Annotated in this window: 14 protein-coding genes and 2 pseudogenes; 7 read left to right on the forward strand and 9 right to left on the reverse strand. The window is 67.6% G+C overall.

Going from position 1 to position 16,449, the window contains the following annotated elements; translation table 11 throughout:
- Positions 1-91: 91 nt before the first annotated feature.
- Entirely contained in the window at positions 92-658 is a 567-nt protein-coding gene (locus tag ACFYML_RS34410) for a hypothetical protein (protein WP_387424614.1), read from the reverse strand.
- Positions 659-1,169: 511 nt separating this feature from the next.
- Here ACFYML_RS34410 and ACFYML_RS34415 point away from each other — a divergent pair.
- From ACFYML_RS34415 to ACFYML_RS34425, 3 genes and pseudogenes are all read left to right on the forward strand, one after another.
- A complete protein-coding gene (locus ACFYML_RS34415; RefSeq protein WP_387424615.1) occupies positions 1,170-1,523 on the forward strand; it encodes a hypothetical protein in 354 nt (117 codons plus the stop codon).
- A gap of 170 nt (positions 1,524-1,693) precedes the next feature.
- Positions 1,694-1,991: pseudogene (locus ACFYML_RS34420) on the forward strand (replication initiator); the annotation flags it as partial.
- 377 nt (positions 1,992-2,368) lie between these two features.
- Positions 2,369-2,893 (forward strand): hypothetical protein, encoded by a 525-nt coding sequence (locus tag ACFYML_RS34425; protein WP_387424616.1) that lies wholly within the window; start codon positions 2,369-2,371, stop codon positions 2,891-2,893.
- 465 nt (positions 2,894-3,358) lie between these two features.
- Here the strand turns inward: ACFYML_RS34425 and ACFYML_RS34430 are convergent, their stop codons facing one another.
- The 5 genes and pseudogenes from ACFYML_RS34430 to ACFYML_RS34450 all read right to left on the reverse strand — a co-directional run bounded on the left by ACFYML_RS34430 (position 3,359) and on the right by ACFYML_RS34450 (position 9,801).
- Entirely contained in the window at positions 3,359-3,778 is a 420-nt protein-coding gene (locus ACFYML_RS34430) for an ASCH domain-containing protein (protein WP_387424617.1), read from the reverse strand.
- 346 nt (positions 3,779-4,124) lie between these two features.
- Positions 4,125-4,231: pseudogene (locus ACFYML_RS34435) on the reverse strand (RNase III inhibitor); the annotation flags it as partial.
- A gap of 440 nt (positions 4,232-4,671) precedes the next feature.
- Complete coding sequence (locus tag ACFYML_RS34440; RefSeq protein WP_387424618.1) at positions 4,672-7,161, reverse strand: S8 family serine peptidase; 2,490 nt, start codon at positions 7,159-7,161, stop codon at positions 4,672-4,674.
- Positions 7,162-7,625: 464 nt separating this feature from the next.
- Positions 7,626-8,582: a sigma-70 family RNA polymerase sigma factor gene (locus tag ACFYML_RS34445; protein WP_387424619.1), complete on the reverse strand. Its 957-nt coding sequence runs from the start codon at positions 8,580-8,582 to the stop codon at positions 7,626-7,628.
- Positions 8,583-8,592: 10 nt separating this feature from the next.
- Positions 8,593-9,801, reverse strand: a complete 1,209-nt coding sequence (locus tag ACFYML_RS34450) for an NAD(P)/FAD-dependent oxidoreductase (protein ID WP_387424620.1) — start codon at positions 9,799-9,801, stop codon at positions 8,593-8,595.
- Positions 9,802-9,874: 73 nt separating this feature from the next.
- Between ACFYML_RS34450 and ACFYML_RS34455 the strand changes: the two genes are divergently transcribed.
- Complete coding sequence (locus tag ACFYML_RS34455; protein WP_387424621.1) at positions 9,875-10,828, forward strand: serine hydrolase; 954 nt, start codon at positions 9,875-9,877, stop codon at positions 10,826-10,828.
- On the opposite strand, the gene ACFYML_RS34460 is transcribed toward ACFYML_RS34455, so the two are convergent.
- Positions 10,815-11,606, reverse strand: a complete 792-nt coding sequence (locus ACFYML_RS34460; protein ID WP_387424622.1) for a class I SAM-dependent methyltransferase — start codon at positions 11,604-11,606, stop codon at positions 10,815-10,817. The genes ACFYML_RS34455 and ACFYML_RS34460 overlap by 14 nt on opposite strands.
- 365 nt (positions 11,607-11,971) lie before the next feature.
- Here ACFYML_RS34460 and ACFYML_RS34465 point away from each other — a divergent pair, with 365 nt between their 5' ends.
- Both ACFYML_RS34465 and ACFYML_RS34470 read left to right on the forward strand, forming a co-directional pair.
- The gene (locus tag ACFYML_RS34465; RefSeq protein ID WP_387424623.1) at positions 11,972-13,012 is read left to right on the forward strand and encodes a DUF4034 domain-containing protein; all 1,041 of its coding nucleotides are present in this window, start codon (positions 11,972-11,974) and stop codon (positions 13,010-13,012) included.
- 187 nt (positions 13,013-13,199) lie between these two features.
- Positions 13,200-13,877, forward strand: a complete 678-nt coding sequence (locus tag ACFYML_RS34470) for a hypothetical protein (protein ID WP_387424624.1) — start codon at positions 13,200-13,202, stop codon at positions 13,875-13,877.
- Positions 13,878-13,988: 111 nt separating this feature from the next.
- On the opposite strand, the gene ACFYML_RS34475 is transcribed toward ACFYML_RS34470, so the two are convergent.
- Together ACFYML_RS34475 and ACFYML_RS34480 are read right to left on the reverse strand one after the other, a co-directional pair.
- The gene (locus ACFYML_RS34475; RefSeq protein ID WP_387424625.1) at positions 13,989-14,414 is read right to left on the reverse strand and encodes a hypothetical protein; all 426 of its coding nucleotides are present in this window, start codon (positions 14,412-14,414) and stop codon (positions 13,989-13,991) included.
- Between the two features lie 4 nt (positions 14,415-14,418).
- Positions 14,419-14,796, reverse strand: a complete 378-nt coding sequence (locus tag ACFYML_RS34480) for a hypothetical protein (RefSeq protein ID WP_387424626.1) — start codon at positions 14,794-14,796, stop codon at positions 14,419-14,421.
- Between the two features lie 372 nt (positions 14,797-15,168).
- Here ACFYML_RS34480 and ACFYML_RS34485 point away from each other — a divergent pair, with 372 nt between their 5' ends.
- The gene (locus tag ACFYML_RS34485; RefSeq protein WP_387424627.1) at positions 15,169-15,891 is read left to right on the forward strand and encodes a hypothetical protein; all 723 of its coding nucleotides are present in this window, start codon (positions 15,169-15,171) and stop codon (positions 15,889-15,891) included.
- Positions 15,892-16,449: the final 558 nt, after the last annotated feature.

Genomic DNA, 16,449 nt, shown 5'->3' on the forward strand with positions numbered 1-16,449 from the left:
CTCACCAGACGCGTCGCCGACGAAACCACCCCAACCTGGCGAGACATCTGAAGGCAGCATCACTCGCAAAATACGTGAATCAGACGCCCTCTCAGGCGAACACTCGCCGCAGCAGCGTCTTCCGGAGCACGGCGTCTACCGCCAACTCCACCGACTGCTGCGGGTCGGTCACCCTGAGCCGCTCCAACAGCTCGCACGGCGAATTCAAGCGTGGGCCCTTGAAGTAGCCGTACTCGTCGATGACCTCCCCGTCGCCGCACTCAGCAAACGCGATGGTCGCCGCGATGCTCAGCACCTGGGATGCCGCGGTGCGGCGTGAGGTCACCCAGGCGAACATCCCGGTCTCCGGATCCTCGCCACGGGGTACGAACTCGTTCACTTTGAGGAACGCCGCCGCACCCAGGTCGGGGATCTCGAACACCGCATCCGACTCACCGGGCGGGGCCGGGTTGAGGGGGTCGATGACGATGTCGAGCACCCGGTCAGCGACCGGTCCGCTGGCGCCACCCCACATCCGTTCCCTCGTCGCCTCATGTGCCTCGACGACGAAGCACGCGCCGGGTAGGTCGAGCAGGCCACCGAACCGGTCCTGGGTTAACTCGAGAGCAGCCCGGAGAGTGAAGGCCCGGTTGACCCGACTATTCCATTCGACAGCCATGACCGCACCCTAACGAGGCCGGAAGTGAGCTCTTACCCGCGCGATCACGAACGGCGGACGTGCGCGCCTGACAGCCAGGCGCGGCCAGGCGCGCACATCCGATCGGCCAGCAGCAGCTCGACGTGGTCCCGCGGCAGAGGCAGGATTCCTAGGTCGGGAGCAGGTGGCGCGCTGGTGGAACAACGGCTGGGGCCGGCTGACCCGGCGCGACGTATGGCTCGCCCGCGAGGTCCGGTGGCATGTTGTCGCCAGGGCAGGCGACTCCGAGACAGGGTGCTCCGCTGGGAGTTCGACACCGAGGACGAAGCCCGGCAGATGGTGAAGCGGCTCGTGCAAGCCGATGGCGGCCAGTGGCGCGAGATGAGTAGGCCCGGCGAAGATTGAAGTGGCAGCGCTCGCGGATGTTCGCGCCGCAATTGGGGGAACGATGAGGCCGTGGTGGTCGTGGACCGGACGTGAGGGGACCGTTCGGACGTGGTCCGGCTTGCCGGTTCCTGCCGCGATCAGGGTGGTGTCGGAGCGGGAACTGCGGGCCCTTGTCGATGCTGCCGAACGTGACCGGCTCGGATGGGATCCAAACGACATTGTTCCGGACGAGAAGGACATGTACCTCCTTCTTCCGTACTCCTATGAAGAGCGTCCAGTCCGGCTTTGGAAGTGCCGGGTACTCGCCTTTGCCAACGGTTTAGCGGTGGAGGTCGGCAAAGGGAAGAAGATCCTGTACGGCCGGCTTGACGTGAGTCTCGCCGCTTTTCGGCGACTACCTCCCGCCCCACGAAAGGTGGAGCGGCAACTGTTGCACTGGTTGGCGTGGAAAGCAGCGACGGTGTCATGGAAGGAGACCAGCTCGTCTGATCGTGGATGAGGGGGTGCCTGGTCGCCCCGCCGCGGAGCGACGCTGGACCCAGCCACCGACCTAGGTCACCGCGGCTTGCCCCCTCACGCAATGGTCCTCATCGCCGACAGACGTCGGCCCGCACATGCGTCCCGCCCCCCGGAGGCAGCTCGACGGACCACACACGCCACCCGCCGTCGTCGCGCACAGTCGGGAATGTCTACACCGCACCTGACGGCACCCAGCACCGGCCGTCCATGTGGCTGTCGCTCACCCTCGACTCCTACGGCCGGATGCTGCCCGACGGGACACCGGTCGACCCCGACTCCTACGACTACCGTCGCGCGGCCCGGGACGCGATGCACTTCGCCGGCTGCTCGATCGGTGTCGGCAGAACCTACGGCGGCGCGTCGGCTGGTACGTCCAGTACGCCAACTGCGTCGAGCCCCAACGCGCCTCGCCCCACACGCCCACTTCGCCATCCGAGGCACCATCCCCGGGCCGTGCTGCGGATGCCCACCCCTGTCGCCCGCAAGGAGTTGGACATCGGCGAAGGCGTCCCGGTCCTCGTGGTCTTCCACGCCGACGGGTCCCGCGAGCTGCACCCCGCCGACCGCATCCGGGTCGACCGCTGACCTACGCATTACAAGTCGGTACCACAGCGCTGGTCCGCCGCCTGGTCCTTCTGCTCATGTTGATGCCCCGCGTCCGCGATCGTCCGCTGCTGCTCGCCGGGTTGGCTGCTCGCTTGGCTGATCAGCCAGTTCCGGGTGCCCAATGCTGCTCGTCGTCGATCTTTGCCGGCGTCTCGTGGCCTCGTGGGCCCAGGGCCGCCATCACTGACCGCTCTGGCGGGGCTCCTCTACCCTGCCGTCATGTCGATGGATGGAGTGCCAGTGACCGGCGCGTCCGACTGGATGGCCTTCCGGCTTCCCGTCCGGCGGGTCTTTGTCATGATGTTCCTCGTCGCCTCTGCTTCGTGGCTGGTCGTCCGGGCCGCGCTCGCGTTGATCCTTTGGGAGCCTCCGCACCATCCGCTCCTAGCCCTTGTGGGCGGCCTCATTTACGCCATCATCTTCAGCGGCGGCTGGGTCGTCGTTCATCGGGGACGGTGGACGTGGATTCGGATATCAAGCGCCGCCGTCGAACTGGCCCGGAGCGGCCGACCGGTCGTTCTCTCGTGGGAGGCGATCGAGTCAGCAACGATCCGGCGGTCTGGTCCGTTCGCGGTCCTTCAGGTGGCCCTGCGGCCGGATGCGGTGGCACCTCCCGCTCCCGCACAGCGTCCCCGCCAACGGCGCGGCCGCCGCATCTACACCGTCGACGTCGGTCTGATGCAGCCCGGCGTCCAGGCCTTGCGGGCCGAGTTGGCGCGTCACCTGCCGCAGGGCGTTGCATAACGCCAACTCTTGGAGCAGCACCGCGTTCCGCACTGTTCCGGATCTTGCGATGCGGCCTGACTACTCACTTACAAGAGGAAGATGCCGCTGGCGCGGCACGCCGGCCGTCTGGAAGTAGCCCAGACTGGTCCATCTCACTCGCGCCTGAGACTACTTCCGTCTGAGTTCTGGGCGCTCTGTCCGGCGGGGTCCGTCGACGTCCCTGGCCTCGGGCCACCGTCCCGGCCCGCCGGACAACGACGATGCCGCTGGACGAGCTACGCAGCCTGCCGATGCACGAGCACTGCGACAGCGACACCACCGACGAACTGTGGCGGCAGCCGGCCCACCACGCTCACGACGGGGATCCGCCTGGGTCATCGGCGCGATCGGCGTGGCCCTGCCCGCACTGACACACCTCGCAGCGAAAATCAGCCGCGGCCACGCCCGGCACGCCGACGACGTCGACTCCGCGAGCCTGTCGGATCACACGGTGTGCAACAGCCGGAAACGCTGGGCCAGCACCAGGGTGTCATCGTCGACGGTGAAGCCGGGGTCACCCAGCTCCGCGCGCACCTCCTCGCTCTGCCAGAACGCCTCGTGCCCGGCCCGCCATTGCGCCACAGACTCATCTCCTTCGCCCTCGTCGAGGGCGTGTTGCAGATCGACATCGGCGAGCCGGACCACACGCACCTCGGTCAGCTCGATCACCGCGACGCGCCGGCCCTCCGAGTCCACCACCGCCGATCGCTGGCCGACCTGAGGCAGCGGCTCGTTCGCGCACTCGTATCCGAGCACAAGGCTGGAGGTCGAGGACTTCGCGCCGGACAGGATGGCGGCCACCAGCTTGTCTCGCAGCGGCCCGGGGAACGCGAACTCCGCCAGGGGAAGATCATCGAGATTCATGCGGGAAGGGTAAGTGAAGCGGCGAGCCGCCGCTGACTGATATCTCGCTTGCAAGAGGAACATGCCGCTGGCGCGCCACCCCGGCTGCCTGGAGGTGGCCGATCCCTGCCCATCTCGCACGCGCCTGCGCTACTTCCGTCTGAGTTCTAGGCGGCACCCCCCGTACGCGGCGAGGGCCCAATCCTACTTCGCCGATGGCGGCGGGAGTGTTCGCGGAGGACCGCACATCTCTGGCGGCAGGTCAGGAAATGACACCCAGATCGACCGCTGCTGCGACCGGTCCCGCGGGAAGTCGGCTCCCGACGTCGCTCCCATCCAGGTCCACCAACTCCCCCAGGTCGAGTCGGGTGTGGACGATGTGCCGTACCGGTGGATCGAGGTCGAAAGCCGGAGTCGCCTTGCGTCGCCGGGATCGCAGGGCGCGGTCGCGGAGCCGGATGGCGGCAGGCGGGGCGACAGCTCGATGGCCGCGGGTAGCTGCGGGCGTTACGGAACCTAGCGGTGGAATCGATGCCAACGGGCGCACTACGCGGCAGATCAGCTCGTCATCGTGTGGCCGTCAGTCCTGGATCTCCATGTCCACGATGAGCCGCCAGTGAAGCGGTAGACGTGCGTCACCACTTGATCGACGACCACAGCGCCCTGCAAGGTACGCATCACCTGGTGCACGGTGACGCTGACCCGACCGTCGTCCTCGGTATGGAATGCCGTGGGCACTACGACGGGGGCGGTCGCTGCCCACTGGCGCCTGCTCCGCCGGCCGTCATGGAATGAGGGGCACGGGGCGGGCCGGACGAATTGGTGGGCCGCGACGCCGATCTCGGCGTCGCGGCCCGCCTTTCCTCACGGTCCCTTCACCGCGGCTCGACCATGGTCAAGCCGCGGATCACGGCCTACTTCCCGTTGTTCGGCACCGGGTGCATGACGGTCAGCGTCATGCTGTTGTTCTTGTAGGACACTCGGAACAGGTAACCGCCCACGTTCAGGGCCCGGTTCTCGGGCAGCGCGTGGAAGGCGCCCTTGATCGAGCTGCCGCTCATGATGGTGAACACGGTGCCGGGGGTCAGCTTGCCCCGCACGTCCAGGTCCAGCTCGCCGTCCAGCACCAGCTGGCCCGCTGCCCGGACGCTTGTGTAGTCCTGGTCGCCGGAGATCGTGACGGCGACGCGACCCTGCCTGCCGAGGGTCACGTTCCCGCCGACGTTGAGGACGTTGCCCGCGGAGGTGCCGGTGAGCTGCGCGGCTTCGTCGGACGCGAGCCCGGGCCGCAGCACGCCGCTGGTGACGGTCACGCTGTCGCCCACGCTGCCACTGCCGCCGAGCGTGCCGCCCTTGACGTCGATCGAGCTTGCGTGCGAGCCGGTGATCGAAAGCTTGCCGCCTTCAACCGTCGTGCCGCCCTCGTAGGTGGCGTTGCCCGTCATGATCAGCGTCCCGGGGCCTTGCTTGGTCAGAGAAGCCGTGTAGAGGTTGTTGTCGATGTTGTTCTGAATGTAGGCGGCGCGCTCGTCCATCCATTCCTTGCGCCACTTGACGGCGTCCTCATAGGTGATCTTGTCGTACAACTCGGGATGGCCGTTAGTGATAGCTTGGATGTGAGGATCACCCAAAATGCCCTGAAGCATGAAGGCCTGTTCGTCAAGCGTGCCGTCCGGGTTCAGCACGTTGGGGCTGAATTCACCGGCGTAGGCAATGCCTTGCTTCTTGTAGCCGGCCAGCCACTCCAGATCTTCCCTTTCCCTTTCCTTGATCGCGATCTGGCTGATGTCGTTCGACCAGACGTCCAAGGGCGCTTTATCCATGTTGTAGGTCATGGGGCTCAGGAGCTGGCCGGGGCCGTACATGCCCTTGGCCAGATCGGGAATCCCCCAGCCCCAGCGTTCGTCCGGAAGACCGTCGGGGGCGGTCCAGGCGATGGATGCCCCGGAGGGGGAGGTTTGCCCGGTGCCGAGGAATCTCACGCCGTCGGACATCTTGTTGTTCGCCGTGGTGAACATCAGCTCACGCACCTGCTTGGCGTCCATGTTCGGATAGCGGGAGAGCAGAACCCCCATCACCGCTGTCGCAACGGGCGTTGCCGGTGACGTGCCGCTTGAGTTTGAGTAGTTAGTGTCACCACCGCTGCTCGTGGTCCGAACGTTGCTTGAAGGGGTAGACACGTTCCACCATTTGGCGAGCCCCGCCTCGTTATACCCGAAGTGCTTTGTGTATTCGGGATTGGTCGCAGTGGGCGGTTGCACCCCGCCGACGGCTATCCACTGCTTTTCCGCCAAGGGATTGAAGAGGGGATACGCCGGGCGAAAATACGGGTTGCTCCAGTCGTTGTTGCCGGCCGACCTTGCGTTGACGGTACCGCTATCCTTGATGGCATCCCAGATGGCGTCCATAAAGGAACGTCCGGGGTGGTTCGGATTGTATTGAATGCCGCCTTCCGAATAGCTTTTCTTGAAGAAGAAATACTGGTACTCCAGATCCTTCAGGTGTTCGTTGGGGATAATGGTCGCCATTGCCGTGGCGCTGGCGCTGTCTTTGCCAGGAAGTTGGTAAGCGTTGGCGCGGTTGCCGTTGACTCCAAGGTCGTTTCCTAAGCCGTCATAGCGGGCTCTGTCGAGAGTTTGGACATAAGAGCCCCAACTGCTGTTGATGACCTGGGCGCCTGCGTCGACCAGGGCCTTATTGGCTGTATACCAGTACACGTAATCGTGGAAGGGGCCGTGGGACTGGCTATCGGAGCCGCCGGTCTTGGCAACATACATCTTCGATCCGAAGGCGATGCCGTGCTGGTCTGTACCATCGCGCATGCCGGAGGTGACGCCAAGCATACCGGTCCCGTGCGAGTAGTCACTTGTTCTCGCCTGATCACCGGCCACAGTGAACCACTCGCCCGCAGTAAAAGGGTTCGTCGGGGTCGCGCCACGATACCCGTAGCCGGACGTGCCGTAGACACCCTCCCCTGTCACCGATTCGATCCGCTCGGTCTGAAATGCTTCGTGTGTAGGCCTGTAGCCCGAATCCATCATGCCCAGCGTGACGCCCTGCCCGCAGTACCCCAAGGCGTAGGCGGTGGACGCGTTTACCGCGGCGAGCTGCCATGGGGAATTGACTGCTGTGCCAGGAGTAGAAGGATTATGGCCGGTATAATAACCATATTCCGGCGTTTCCCAACTGGCTTTAGCGGCATCTAGTTCCCCTGGACTCGTGGCGACAAAGCCGGGGTCTTCCGGATACGACCACTGCGCGCAGTCTTCCGGGTGCGACCACTGCGCGCTGGCCGGGCGTTCGTCGGCCCCCGGCCCGGCCAGGGCGCCGGTCGCCGGCAGGCCGGCGGCTACGACCGCCAAGGCCAGCACCGAGCCGCGCCCAGCAAGCTTCCCTCTTCGCATCTGCGTGCTCCTCCTCCCCACACCACCCGTCGACCAGCGGCTCGAGGTCCCTCGTCGGCATGGACACGGGCCAGTCGCCACAACGGTCGAACCGAACCTACGGACCGACGTGCGGCAGGTCATCGGGCACCTGTGGAAGATGGCCGCCGTCGGCTCCTACGACTGTCGCACGTCGCCGCCGGCGCTGGACCGCGAGCCGACCCGATTCGCGTTTGCGACGACCGGATCGTCGATTCAGGAGCGATCGGTCATTGACAGAACACAGAACGAGCCTTTAGTCAGCTCGTCTCGTTGCCCTCGTAGGCGGTGGGCCATGCGCGGTACGGGTTGTAGCCAGGTTGCCTGGTGGGCGCGATGTACCTCGTGCACTCAGCGCAACGCTGTCCGCATGCGGGTGGTGGCGTCCGAAGCCCGGGAGCGGTTCATCGCAGCGCGGGTGCTGGCGCGCCGCGGTCGGCGTCGGGTCACCACTCGGGGACGAGCGGGGTGTCCGGTTCGTGCTGCCGCCAGGCTTGGGTGAGGCGGGCGAGGCGGGCGGGGGCGGCGATGCCGCGCACGGTTGCGATCTTGCCGCCTGTGATGTCGAACGTTACGGCGCCGATGACCTGGTCGCCGAGCGTGAAGAGGATGGCGGCGGCGCCGTTGACGAGCGCGTAGTGGATGGCGGGTGTGCCGCCGGCGAGTCGCCGTTTCGCGGGTGTGGGTTTGAAGCCGGCTCGCACGATGGCGGCGATGCGCTGCGGATTGTCGTACCGCAGCAAGGTCTGGGCCAGGCCGGCGCCGTCGGAGATCGCGGTAGCGTCGTCGGTGAGCAGCGCGACTAGGCGTTCGGTGCGGCCCGAGGAGGCAGCGGCGAGGAATTCCTCGACGATCCTGCGGGCGGATGCCGGGTCGACTTCGCCGCCGCCGCGGCGGCGGGCGGCGGTGATGCGGTGCCGGGCCCGGTGGAGGTGCTGCTGGCTTGCGGATTCGGTGATGTCGAGGATCTCGGCGATCTCGGCGTGGCTGTAGGTGAACGCTTCGCGCAGGACGTAGACGGCCCGCTCGAGGGGTGACAGGCGCTCCATGAGAGTCAGCACGGCCAGGGAGACTGATTCGCGCTGCTCGAAAGTGTCGGCCGGGCCGAGCATCGGGTCGCCGGCGAGGAGCGGTTCGGGCAGCCAGGCGCCGACGGTGCGTTCGCGGCGGGCTTGCGCCGAGCGGAGCCGGTCGAGGCACAGGTTGGTGACGACCTTGGTCAGCCATGCTTCCGGCACCTTGATCCGCTGCCGGTCGACGGCCTGCCAGTGCAGGAACGCATCCTGCACGGCGTCTTCGGCGTCGGCGGCGGAGCCCAGCAGCCGGTACGCCAGCGAGGCCAGCCGGTTCCGGCTGGCCTCGAACCGGCTGGTGTCGAAGCGATCAGTGGCGGTGCTGTCCACGCGGATCACCCTAGGCGGTTACGCCGACCGCCTTCGTGGCGGACGCATTCGGCGCGGCGGCCAGGCGGTGCTTGCGCTTGGGCAGGCCGAAGGTCGGGTGCGAGGTGGCCCACAGCGACATCTTGAGGATGCCCGACTTGATCCGCGCGGCCGTCCGGCCGCCCACGTACTTCGGCTTTGCTTGCGCTTCGTCGTCAACCAGCTGCAGGATCCCGTCCCGCCGCCCGAGACTGATGTGGTTGCCCGGGTAGACCAACTTCGTGTTCGCGATCTTGCGGCCGGTCAGGCGTCCCACGATCGCCTCGATGGCCTGCTGGCCGGTGAAACCGGCCGAAGCGCAGGACATCGGCAGCGGCCGGCCGTTGTCGCCGATGGCGTAGGCGCTGTCGCCGGCGGCGTAGACGTTCGGGTGCGAGACCGACCGCATGGTGCGATCGACGACGATCCGACCGTTCTCGGTGACCTCCAGCCCGCTGACGGCGGCGATGGGGTCGACCGCGAACCCGGCCGTCCACACGGTGGCGTCGGACGCCAGGGCGGTGCCGTCGGCGCACAGCACCCGTGAAGCTTCGACGGCTTCGACCTTCGTGTGCTCTAGGACGGTGATGCCCAGCCGGGCGCAGGCCTGGCGCAGGTGGCTGCGGGCTCCGGCGGAGAGCCGGGCGGCCAGTTCGCCGCGGGCGACCAGCGTCACCGACAGGCCGGGCCGGGCTTCTGCGATCTCGGTGGCGGTCTCGATGCCGGTCAACCCGTCGCCGACGACCAGCACTCTCCCGCCTTCGCCTCGCCTGCCCAGGCTGTCCAGGCGCTCGCGCAGGCGCAGCGCCGAGGGCCGGGCGGCGATGTCGAAGGCGTGCTCGGCCACGCCGGGGACGCCGCGGTCGTCGCCGTGGCTGCCGAGCGCGTAGAGAAGCGTGCCGTAGCCGAGCTCGCCGCCGCCGTCGGCGTCGGCCACGGCGACGACCTGGCGCTCGGGGTCGACGGCGGTGACACGGGCCAGGCGCAGCCGTATCCCCGTGCCCGCGAACACATCGGCGAGTTTCGGTGCCTTGATCTCGTGGCCGGCCGCGAGCTCGTGCAGCCGCAGCCGCTGGACGAAGTCCGGCTCGGCGTTGACCACGGTGATCTCGGTGTCCGCCGGGGACAGCCGGCGGGCCAGGTTCCCGGCCACGTGGGCCCCGGCATAGCCGGCGCCGAGGACGACGATGCGGTGCTTCATGTGGTGCTCCTGTCTGTTCGCTTGCTCTCGGTGAGTTGAGCGGAACGGCGCCCCGATTGCTGACAGGAACTGCATGTGGCACGGGTCACAGGTCGGCAGGAGCGCCGCCCAACGATGCTCGCGACGCCGAGGCGGCGCAGATGCAGGCCGAGCTGAACGGGGTGATCTGATGCCGATCACCGTCGATATCGACGTCATGCTCGCCAAGCGGAAGATGTCCGTGGGCAACGGCTCCGGCGGCGTACTGAGCAGCGCACGCGACCTGGCCAACTGGCTCATCGCCCAGAACGACCAGGGCCGCGGCGTGGACGAGACGCCGGTCGTCTCATCGGCCGCCATCGCCGAAATGCGCCGCCCGTCGGCGGAGAGCTCCTACGCCGTCGGCTGGTATGTCGAAACGACCCCCTCGGGTGCACCCCTGGTCGAACACACCGGCGGCCTGATCACCATCACCGCATACCAGGCGCTGCTCCCGGCGACCGGGTACGGCGTCGTTGTCGCGGCGAACAGCGGCAGCCAGCACGGTGACGCGGCAGACCTCGGCGCGCAGCTCATCGACCTGATCGAGGGCCGACCGGTGCCAACGCAGCCGTCGCCGACGCCGCTTGTCGTGACCGATCTCGTACTCCTCCTGCTCGCCGTCGGCGTCGTGGTCCTGGCTGCCGGCGTTCGCGCCGGTGGGCCGACCGCCGCCGGCCCGGCCCGGCCGCCCTACGCGCAACCGGAACTGGTACGCCGCCGCGACATCCTCCCCTTGGCCCGGCGGCTGCGCACCGACAACGTCCACCCATGGTTCAACGCCGACACGAACCGGCACTACGTCGACCACCCGCAGCACCGGGCCGCGATCGGCGAGCCAGCCGAATACCAGCGGCTATGGCAAGCGTTGACGTCTCCGCTCACTGGCCCCGACCAACGGCACGCTTCCTGGGCCCATTGGCAGCAGGGGGCTCGCAAGGGCGGCGGCGCAGGAGGGATTTCGAACGGCCGTCTCGGCCGGCGCCGCGGCTGGGTCAGCCTGGCTTGACCGCCAGCGTCGCAAAATAGTTCGACATGTATTGGGCGGATGCGTTGGATTGGTCCGGTGCTTCTGCGAAGCCGGTGAGGACGAACCCCGCGGCGAGTTGCCCGCCGATCTGCTCGGTGAGGGTGTGACTATATTCAAGAGGCGCATCCGCGCCGAACTTCGTGGCGCGTTCCTCGGCGGAGTACTGCGTGACATCGCTGTAGGGCAGCTTGTGCACGACGACCAGCTCGCCGCGCTCGTCGAGGGCCTCGTGGTCGAACAAGTACACATCAGGGTTGAGGAAGCCCACGAGCAGAGTTCCGCCCGGTCGCAGGACGCGGAAGCACTCACGCCACACCGGTGCCAAGTCGGGTACAAATAAGTTCGAGACCGGGTGGAACACAACATCGAATGCCGCGTCGCCGAAGGCGCTGAGGTCGCGCATGTCACCCAGGACGGTGCGCAGCTCGAGTCCGTCGCGCGCCGCCACCATCTGGTCCTGACCGAGCTGGCGGGGCGAGTTGTCGAACACGGTGACCCGCGCCCCTGCGGCGGCGAGGATCGGACCCTGCTGGCCACCGCCGGAGGCCAGGCACAACACGTCCTTGCCGGTCAGGTCCGTCGGCAGCCAGGAGCGGTCGACTGGCTCACGCCCCATGAGAACAATCGACCAGTCGCCCATACGGGCGCGCTCGACATCCTCAGCACTCACCGGCCTCGACCACTCGTTGCCCTCCTGGACATACTTGTCCCAGGCTGCCCGATTATGGGCACCGGGGTCGACGACAATGTCCGGCACGTTTAACTCCCTGCTACAGCCAAGCGGACACCAGCGGTACTGACAGTTCGGTGCCGCTAGCCAACACGATCACAGGTGCGGGCTCAACGAAATTAGCGGGCGTCGAGGCCTCGCTGTCGGCCGCGGCGCCCAGGCCCTGCACCGCGCCACCTCGCCGAAGTTCTCTGGCTTGCTGGAGTCACTACGGAGCCACGCTTGACCTGGTCCAAATGCTCGACTGGCTACGCGCTGTCCCCGACCGACAAGATCCGCGAGACAGAACCTGCGCCGACAGGCCAGCGTGGTCGCCATCCTGCGTGACAGGCTCGCGCGGCACCGGGTCCAGGCCGGAGGTGGACGCGAGCCGACGCTTACCCTCTTTGACTATGATCTCGACCGTGTGGCGGCTGCTCACCCGCCAGATCGATACCAACCTGGCGCAGGACGACGCCGTGCTGCGCGAGGCGTGCATGGAGGCGCGGTACGGCACCGACATCGGGCCGGCCCGTAAGGCTTTGGCCGCCACCCGGGGTGACTACGACCGTCGGGCGCGGTACGTCCGCGTGCTGGCCGAATCGACCGCTGGTGGGCTGGGATCCCGAGTCGACCGTACGACCGGCCGGGTCGACACCGAGGCCGCCTGGACCGACCGCTGGGCGGCGGGCTCGCCCACCAATCCGGATGCTCAGCTCGTACGTGCTCGGTCCCTGATGGCACGAGCCTGGGAGGTGCGCGGCGGGGACTGGGCCGCCACCGTCCGTCCAGAGCAGTGGGCTGAGTTCAACCGCCTGCTGCACCTGGCCGGACAGGTGAACGACCTGGCAATGCGGCTCGCACCCGAGGACCCCACGCCGTGGGCGAACCGGCTGGACCTCATGATCGACCAGAGCGCGCCACGGGAGGACGTCGAGGAGACGTGGCGTGAGCTGACCCGGCGGGACCCCTGGCATCGGGAGGGGCACATCCAAAAGCTGACCTACCACTGCAGGAAGTGGAGCGGCTCGCACGAGGCGATGTTCGGCTTCGCCCGGTCCGTCGCCGCCGCAGCGCCTGCGGGCTCGCCGCTGCACGTGCTGCCGGTGCGGGCCGCCGCCGAGTGGGCGCTGTGGGAGCAAGAACGCGAGGCCTCGGGCAGCACCACCGACGAGATCGGCCAAAGGTGGCGGCAGGATCCGGTCATGCAGTCCGATCTCGACAACGCGCTGTCCCGCTGGTTCCACCAGCCGGCCACCCGGCACGCCGACTGGCTCAACGACGTGAACTTCTTGGCGTACGGGCTGGCGCGCACTGGCCGCGACGCCGACGCCGCGCCGGTCTTCGCGTCGATCGGCCGGTACGTGACCAGCGTTCCGTGGTCCTGGTGGGGCGACGTGCGCGGCGATGCAGCCTTTATCCGAGCCCGCCGCCGCGCCCGCCGCGCTGCCTGACCGCCCACTGAGCCGGGTCCCAGAATCGCCGCCCATTAGCGGCGGCAGATGAGGATACGTCCAGGAACAGGTCAAGGTTAATGCTGTATCTACGGCGACCATTCGATGTCGACCCGCCCTCACGCGACCAGCGCTGTCACGATTGGCTGCGTGCCGGCTGCTGGGGCTGTCTGCTACGGTCGCCGCCATGGCTGCCGTATGGCGGATCGGGAACTATCACCGGGCCGAGGCGCCGGTGACCGAGCCGGTCACCAAGTTCGGCGGTCAGCCCGTCTGGCTTACCGGACCGCAGTGGCCGCTCAGCCAAGGCTGGGGCACCCCGATGCGGTTTGTCTGCCAGATCGCACTGGAGCCCGAACTCGCCGGAGCCGGCCCGGGACAGTTGGCCTACGTGTTCGTCACCCATGGCGACCACGGCAGCGACGTGGAGGACTTCGACCCGGACGTCATCTTCCCCGACAGCGGCGAGAACGCCGTCATCATCCAGCCCGGCGGCGTCTTCGACGGGCCGACCAGCCCACTGACCAACGGCCCAACCCTCTACCACGACGATGGATCGCCAGCGGAGTACACCGTCGAGCTGATCCGCGGTGAGGACCCCGAGCACCTGCCGTACGACGCCTACATGGCGCTGCCGCCACACGAACGGGACCGCTACTTCCAGGCACTGGACCAGGACAAGATCGGCGGGACGGCACTGCTGCTCAACGAGCACGACTGGCCCAAGAGCGGGCCGTGGCGACCCCTACTACGCCTCGAGGCGAACTGGAAACCGTTCCACCTCAACCTCGGCGCCGCACCGGTGGCATTCGCGTTCATCTCCACCGACGGCCGGCACGGCTGTTTCCTCGTCCAAGACTCGTAGTCAATCCTGCCCGTACGCCAGTCGCCAGCAGCGAACACAACGCGCCCTGCCGGCGCACGCCTCGCGGCAGAGCCGGATGCCAGTCAGCTGCACGGTGAGCGGCTGGCTGGTTCAGGCGTTCGTGGGTGGCAGATCCGTCGGGTGTCCCGGCTTACCCCGGACTGTCCGCCCTCCGTAGATCGCCGGTAGGGCTTCAAGCTTCGCATCCCACCGCTGCAGGTAGTGCTCCACGCCCTCGGCGGTGCGGGGTGTGCCAAGCCAGTCGCGGGCGGCGTCGCGGATCTTGCGGACGGCGATCGTCTCGGCGTTGGGGCCGTAGTCGACGGGGTAGGCGTCCACGATGTCGGACAACAGGCCGAAGTTGGCGTACAGCTTGCCGACGCACCATAGGTGCTCAAAAAGCGGTGGCTCGATCAGCGCCCCCATCAGCTTCAGGAGTACGTCCACAGGGTCTTCGCCGCTGTCCAGAATCCGGTGCATGTAGGTGTCGATGATCTGCGCCAGGTTGGGCAAGTTGAAGGGATCGTCATCAGACACCTGCTCATGATCGCCCATGGGGTGGACTGGGCGCGGAGGTTCTCGGGGGACGCGTGGGCCAGACCACCAGCGCCCAGGCGGCGTCCGGGGCTGAGCCCGGGCATCCGCCCATCGGCTTCCATCGGCGAAGCCGAAGCCGGTCATGGTCGGCAGGGGCTTGTTCGCGGGTGACGTTGGCGACCTTCGGTCTTGCGGGTCGGGCGGCCTCGACCGCGAAGTCCTCGAGGTTGCGAGACTTCCAGTAGGTGAGGCAGTGATCGGATGTGTAGTCATGGCCGGTTTCGACGTTGAACCCGGCGATTGCTGCATCGGCCGACTCGCCGCGCTCCAGCATCCTCGCGATGGCCTGCTCCCAGACGAGCGGGTCAACCTGCACGGCCATCGCTGGGGCATCCTGTGGGAGCTGAGGGGGACATGACGGCCGCTCCCGGACCGCCTGGAACCCCCGAGACTGGCTGCGGTCATCGCCGCCATCTTGCTCCCGTAGCTACTATGGCGGCGCCCACCGAGCATCGAAAGGGAGCAACGCTTGGGATCAGGCCGTAGTAGTCGAGCCCGAGGTTGGCTTCGGTACCTCCCCACAATCCTGTACCTCGTCGGTGGCGTAGCGGCACTGCTGCTCTCGTGGCGGCTGTATCCGACTGCCTCGCCGCCGTCGCGCCCGGCCCCTGCCGTCGTCGCCATCGGCTCCGATCGGGCGGTCAGCACGGCAAGGCTGACGATTCAGGCGCCGCTCGGCCGGCCCGGCGACGTCGTGATCACCGTCACCGGGACGAGCGACTCGAAGGACCCCGGCGGCACGGCTGACGTGTTCGTGGTCCTGCCGGACGTGCTCCTCGTCCCGGGCCTGGCCGCCGAGGTGCAGTGCGATCCCGGCTGCACGCATGCGAACGAGTTCGGCCAGGGCACCACGATGGCGCGGACCCGGTTTGAACTCAAGCCCGCTTGGAAGCCCGCCAACGACGGAACGACTACGTTCACCGCCGGCGTCGACGTCCCCCGCAGCGTCCTGGCCGCCGGCCGTGATCCCGCGGCCACCGTGCTGGAGCTGCCGGGCATGAACTGCAGCAAGGTCGCCTGCCGTGGCTCGGTCCCGCTGCTGGTGGTGACCGAAGGTACGCCGATCGCGGCGGGAGCGATGGCGCGAGTGAACTTCCGCGACCCGACGCTAATGGGCTATCAATGGAGTTCGGCGCTCTCGCCATACACGGAGGCGGACGTCGGCCTGACGTTCAACTATCCGATCATGGAGGAGCCGAAGCTCGGCTACCTGGCCCAGTACTCCGCCGACGGCGCCAACATCGACCAGGAACGCCGCGTCCAGTACGACACGTTTATAGCCGGCGCCGTGGTCGGCGTCGCGGGCGCGCTGCTGCTGGGCGCCGTCCAGGACGCCGTGACGGTAACCCGCGACCGCGAACCGCGCGGCCTGGAGAGTGAAACCACCAGGACACGTCCGAAGACAGCCAAACGCTAGCCCGGTATTCCGCAGGTAGCTGATTCTCAACACCGGAATAAGACATGCCATACCGCAGGCAGTCCTAGCCGTGCTCGCCCCACGGCAGTGCATTCGACATCAGATCAGGTCAGGAGCGGTGTTTCGAACCTATCGAACAACGGCCCTCCGCGAGGATCTTGGTCGCCTCGCTCGGCGAGGCGCCTGGCCAACACCTCGGCCATCGGGTGCGCTGATCTCGGCATGTCCGGACGTTCCTCCGGACGCAAGCGGTCACGATCCGTAACGCTCGGATCGCGGCTACCCGTGCGTTGGAGCGACGGCGTGAAGCTCTTGGGCAGTGAGCTCACGCTCGCCTGTCGCCCCTACCGAGCCGCGTCTGAACGAGGCCGCCAACACCGCGCTGAGCAGCAGCGGCAGCGTGTCGGCTAGCTGCGGCAGCCCCGGACGCGCCTACGTTGATCCAGTGCACCGAGGCCCGTTCACGCGCTGGCCGACGCCGTCCTCGCCGCCGTGCTGTTCGTGCTCACGCTGCTGCTCACCGACGGGGCGGGCGACTCCGTGGTGCTGCGCGACGTC

The organism is Micromonospora sp. NPDC007230 (assembly GCF_042869115.1).
GTDB lineage: Bacteria > Actinomycetota > Actinomycetes > Mycobacteriales > Micromonosporaceae > Micromonospora.

Bases quoted from the DNA above. Each gene is read 5' to 3' on its own strand.
- ACFYML_RS34480 (WP_387424626.1), bottom strand. From the start codon at position 14,796: ATGGCCGTGCAGGTTGACCCGCTCGTCTGGGAGCAGGCCATCGCGAGG.
- ACFYML_RS34425 (WP_387424616.1), top strand. From the start codon at position 2,369: ATGTCGATGGATGGAGTGCCAGTGACCGGCGCGTCCGACTGGATGGCC.
- ACFYML_RS34440 (WP_387424618.1), bottom strand. From the start codon at position 7,161: ATGCGAAGAGGGAAGCTTGCTGGGCGCGGCTCGGTGCTGGCCTTGGCG.
- ACFYML_RS34455 (WP_387424621.1), top strand. From the start codon at position 9,875: ATGTGGCACGGGTCACAGGTCGGCAGGAGCGCCGCCCAACGATGCTCG.
- ACFYML_RS34430 (WP_387424617.1), bottom strand. From the start codon at position 3,778: ATGAATCTCGATGATCTTCCCCTGGCGGAGTTCGCGTTCCCCGGGCCG.
- ACFYML_RS34410 (WP_387424614.1), bottom strand. From the start codon at position 658: ATGGCTGTCGAATGGAATAGTCGGGTCAACCGGGCCTTCACTCTCCGG.
- ACFYML_RS34470 (WP_387424624.1), top strand. From the start codon at position 13,200: ATGGCTGCCGTATGGCGGATCGGGAACTATCACCGGGCCGAGGCGCCG.
- ACFYML_RS34465 (WP_387424623.1), top strand. From the start codon at position 11,972: ATGATCTCGACCGTGTGGCGGCTGCTCACCCGCCAGATCGATACCAAC.
- ACFYML_RS34450 (WP_387424620.1), bottom strand. From the start codon at position 9,801: ATGAAGCACCGCATCGTCGTCCTCGGCGCCGGCTATGCCGGGGCCCAC.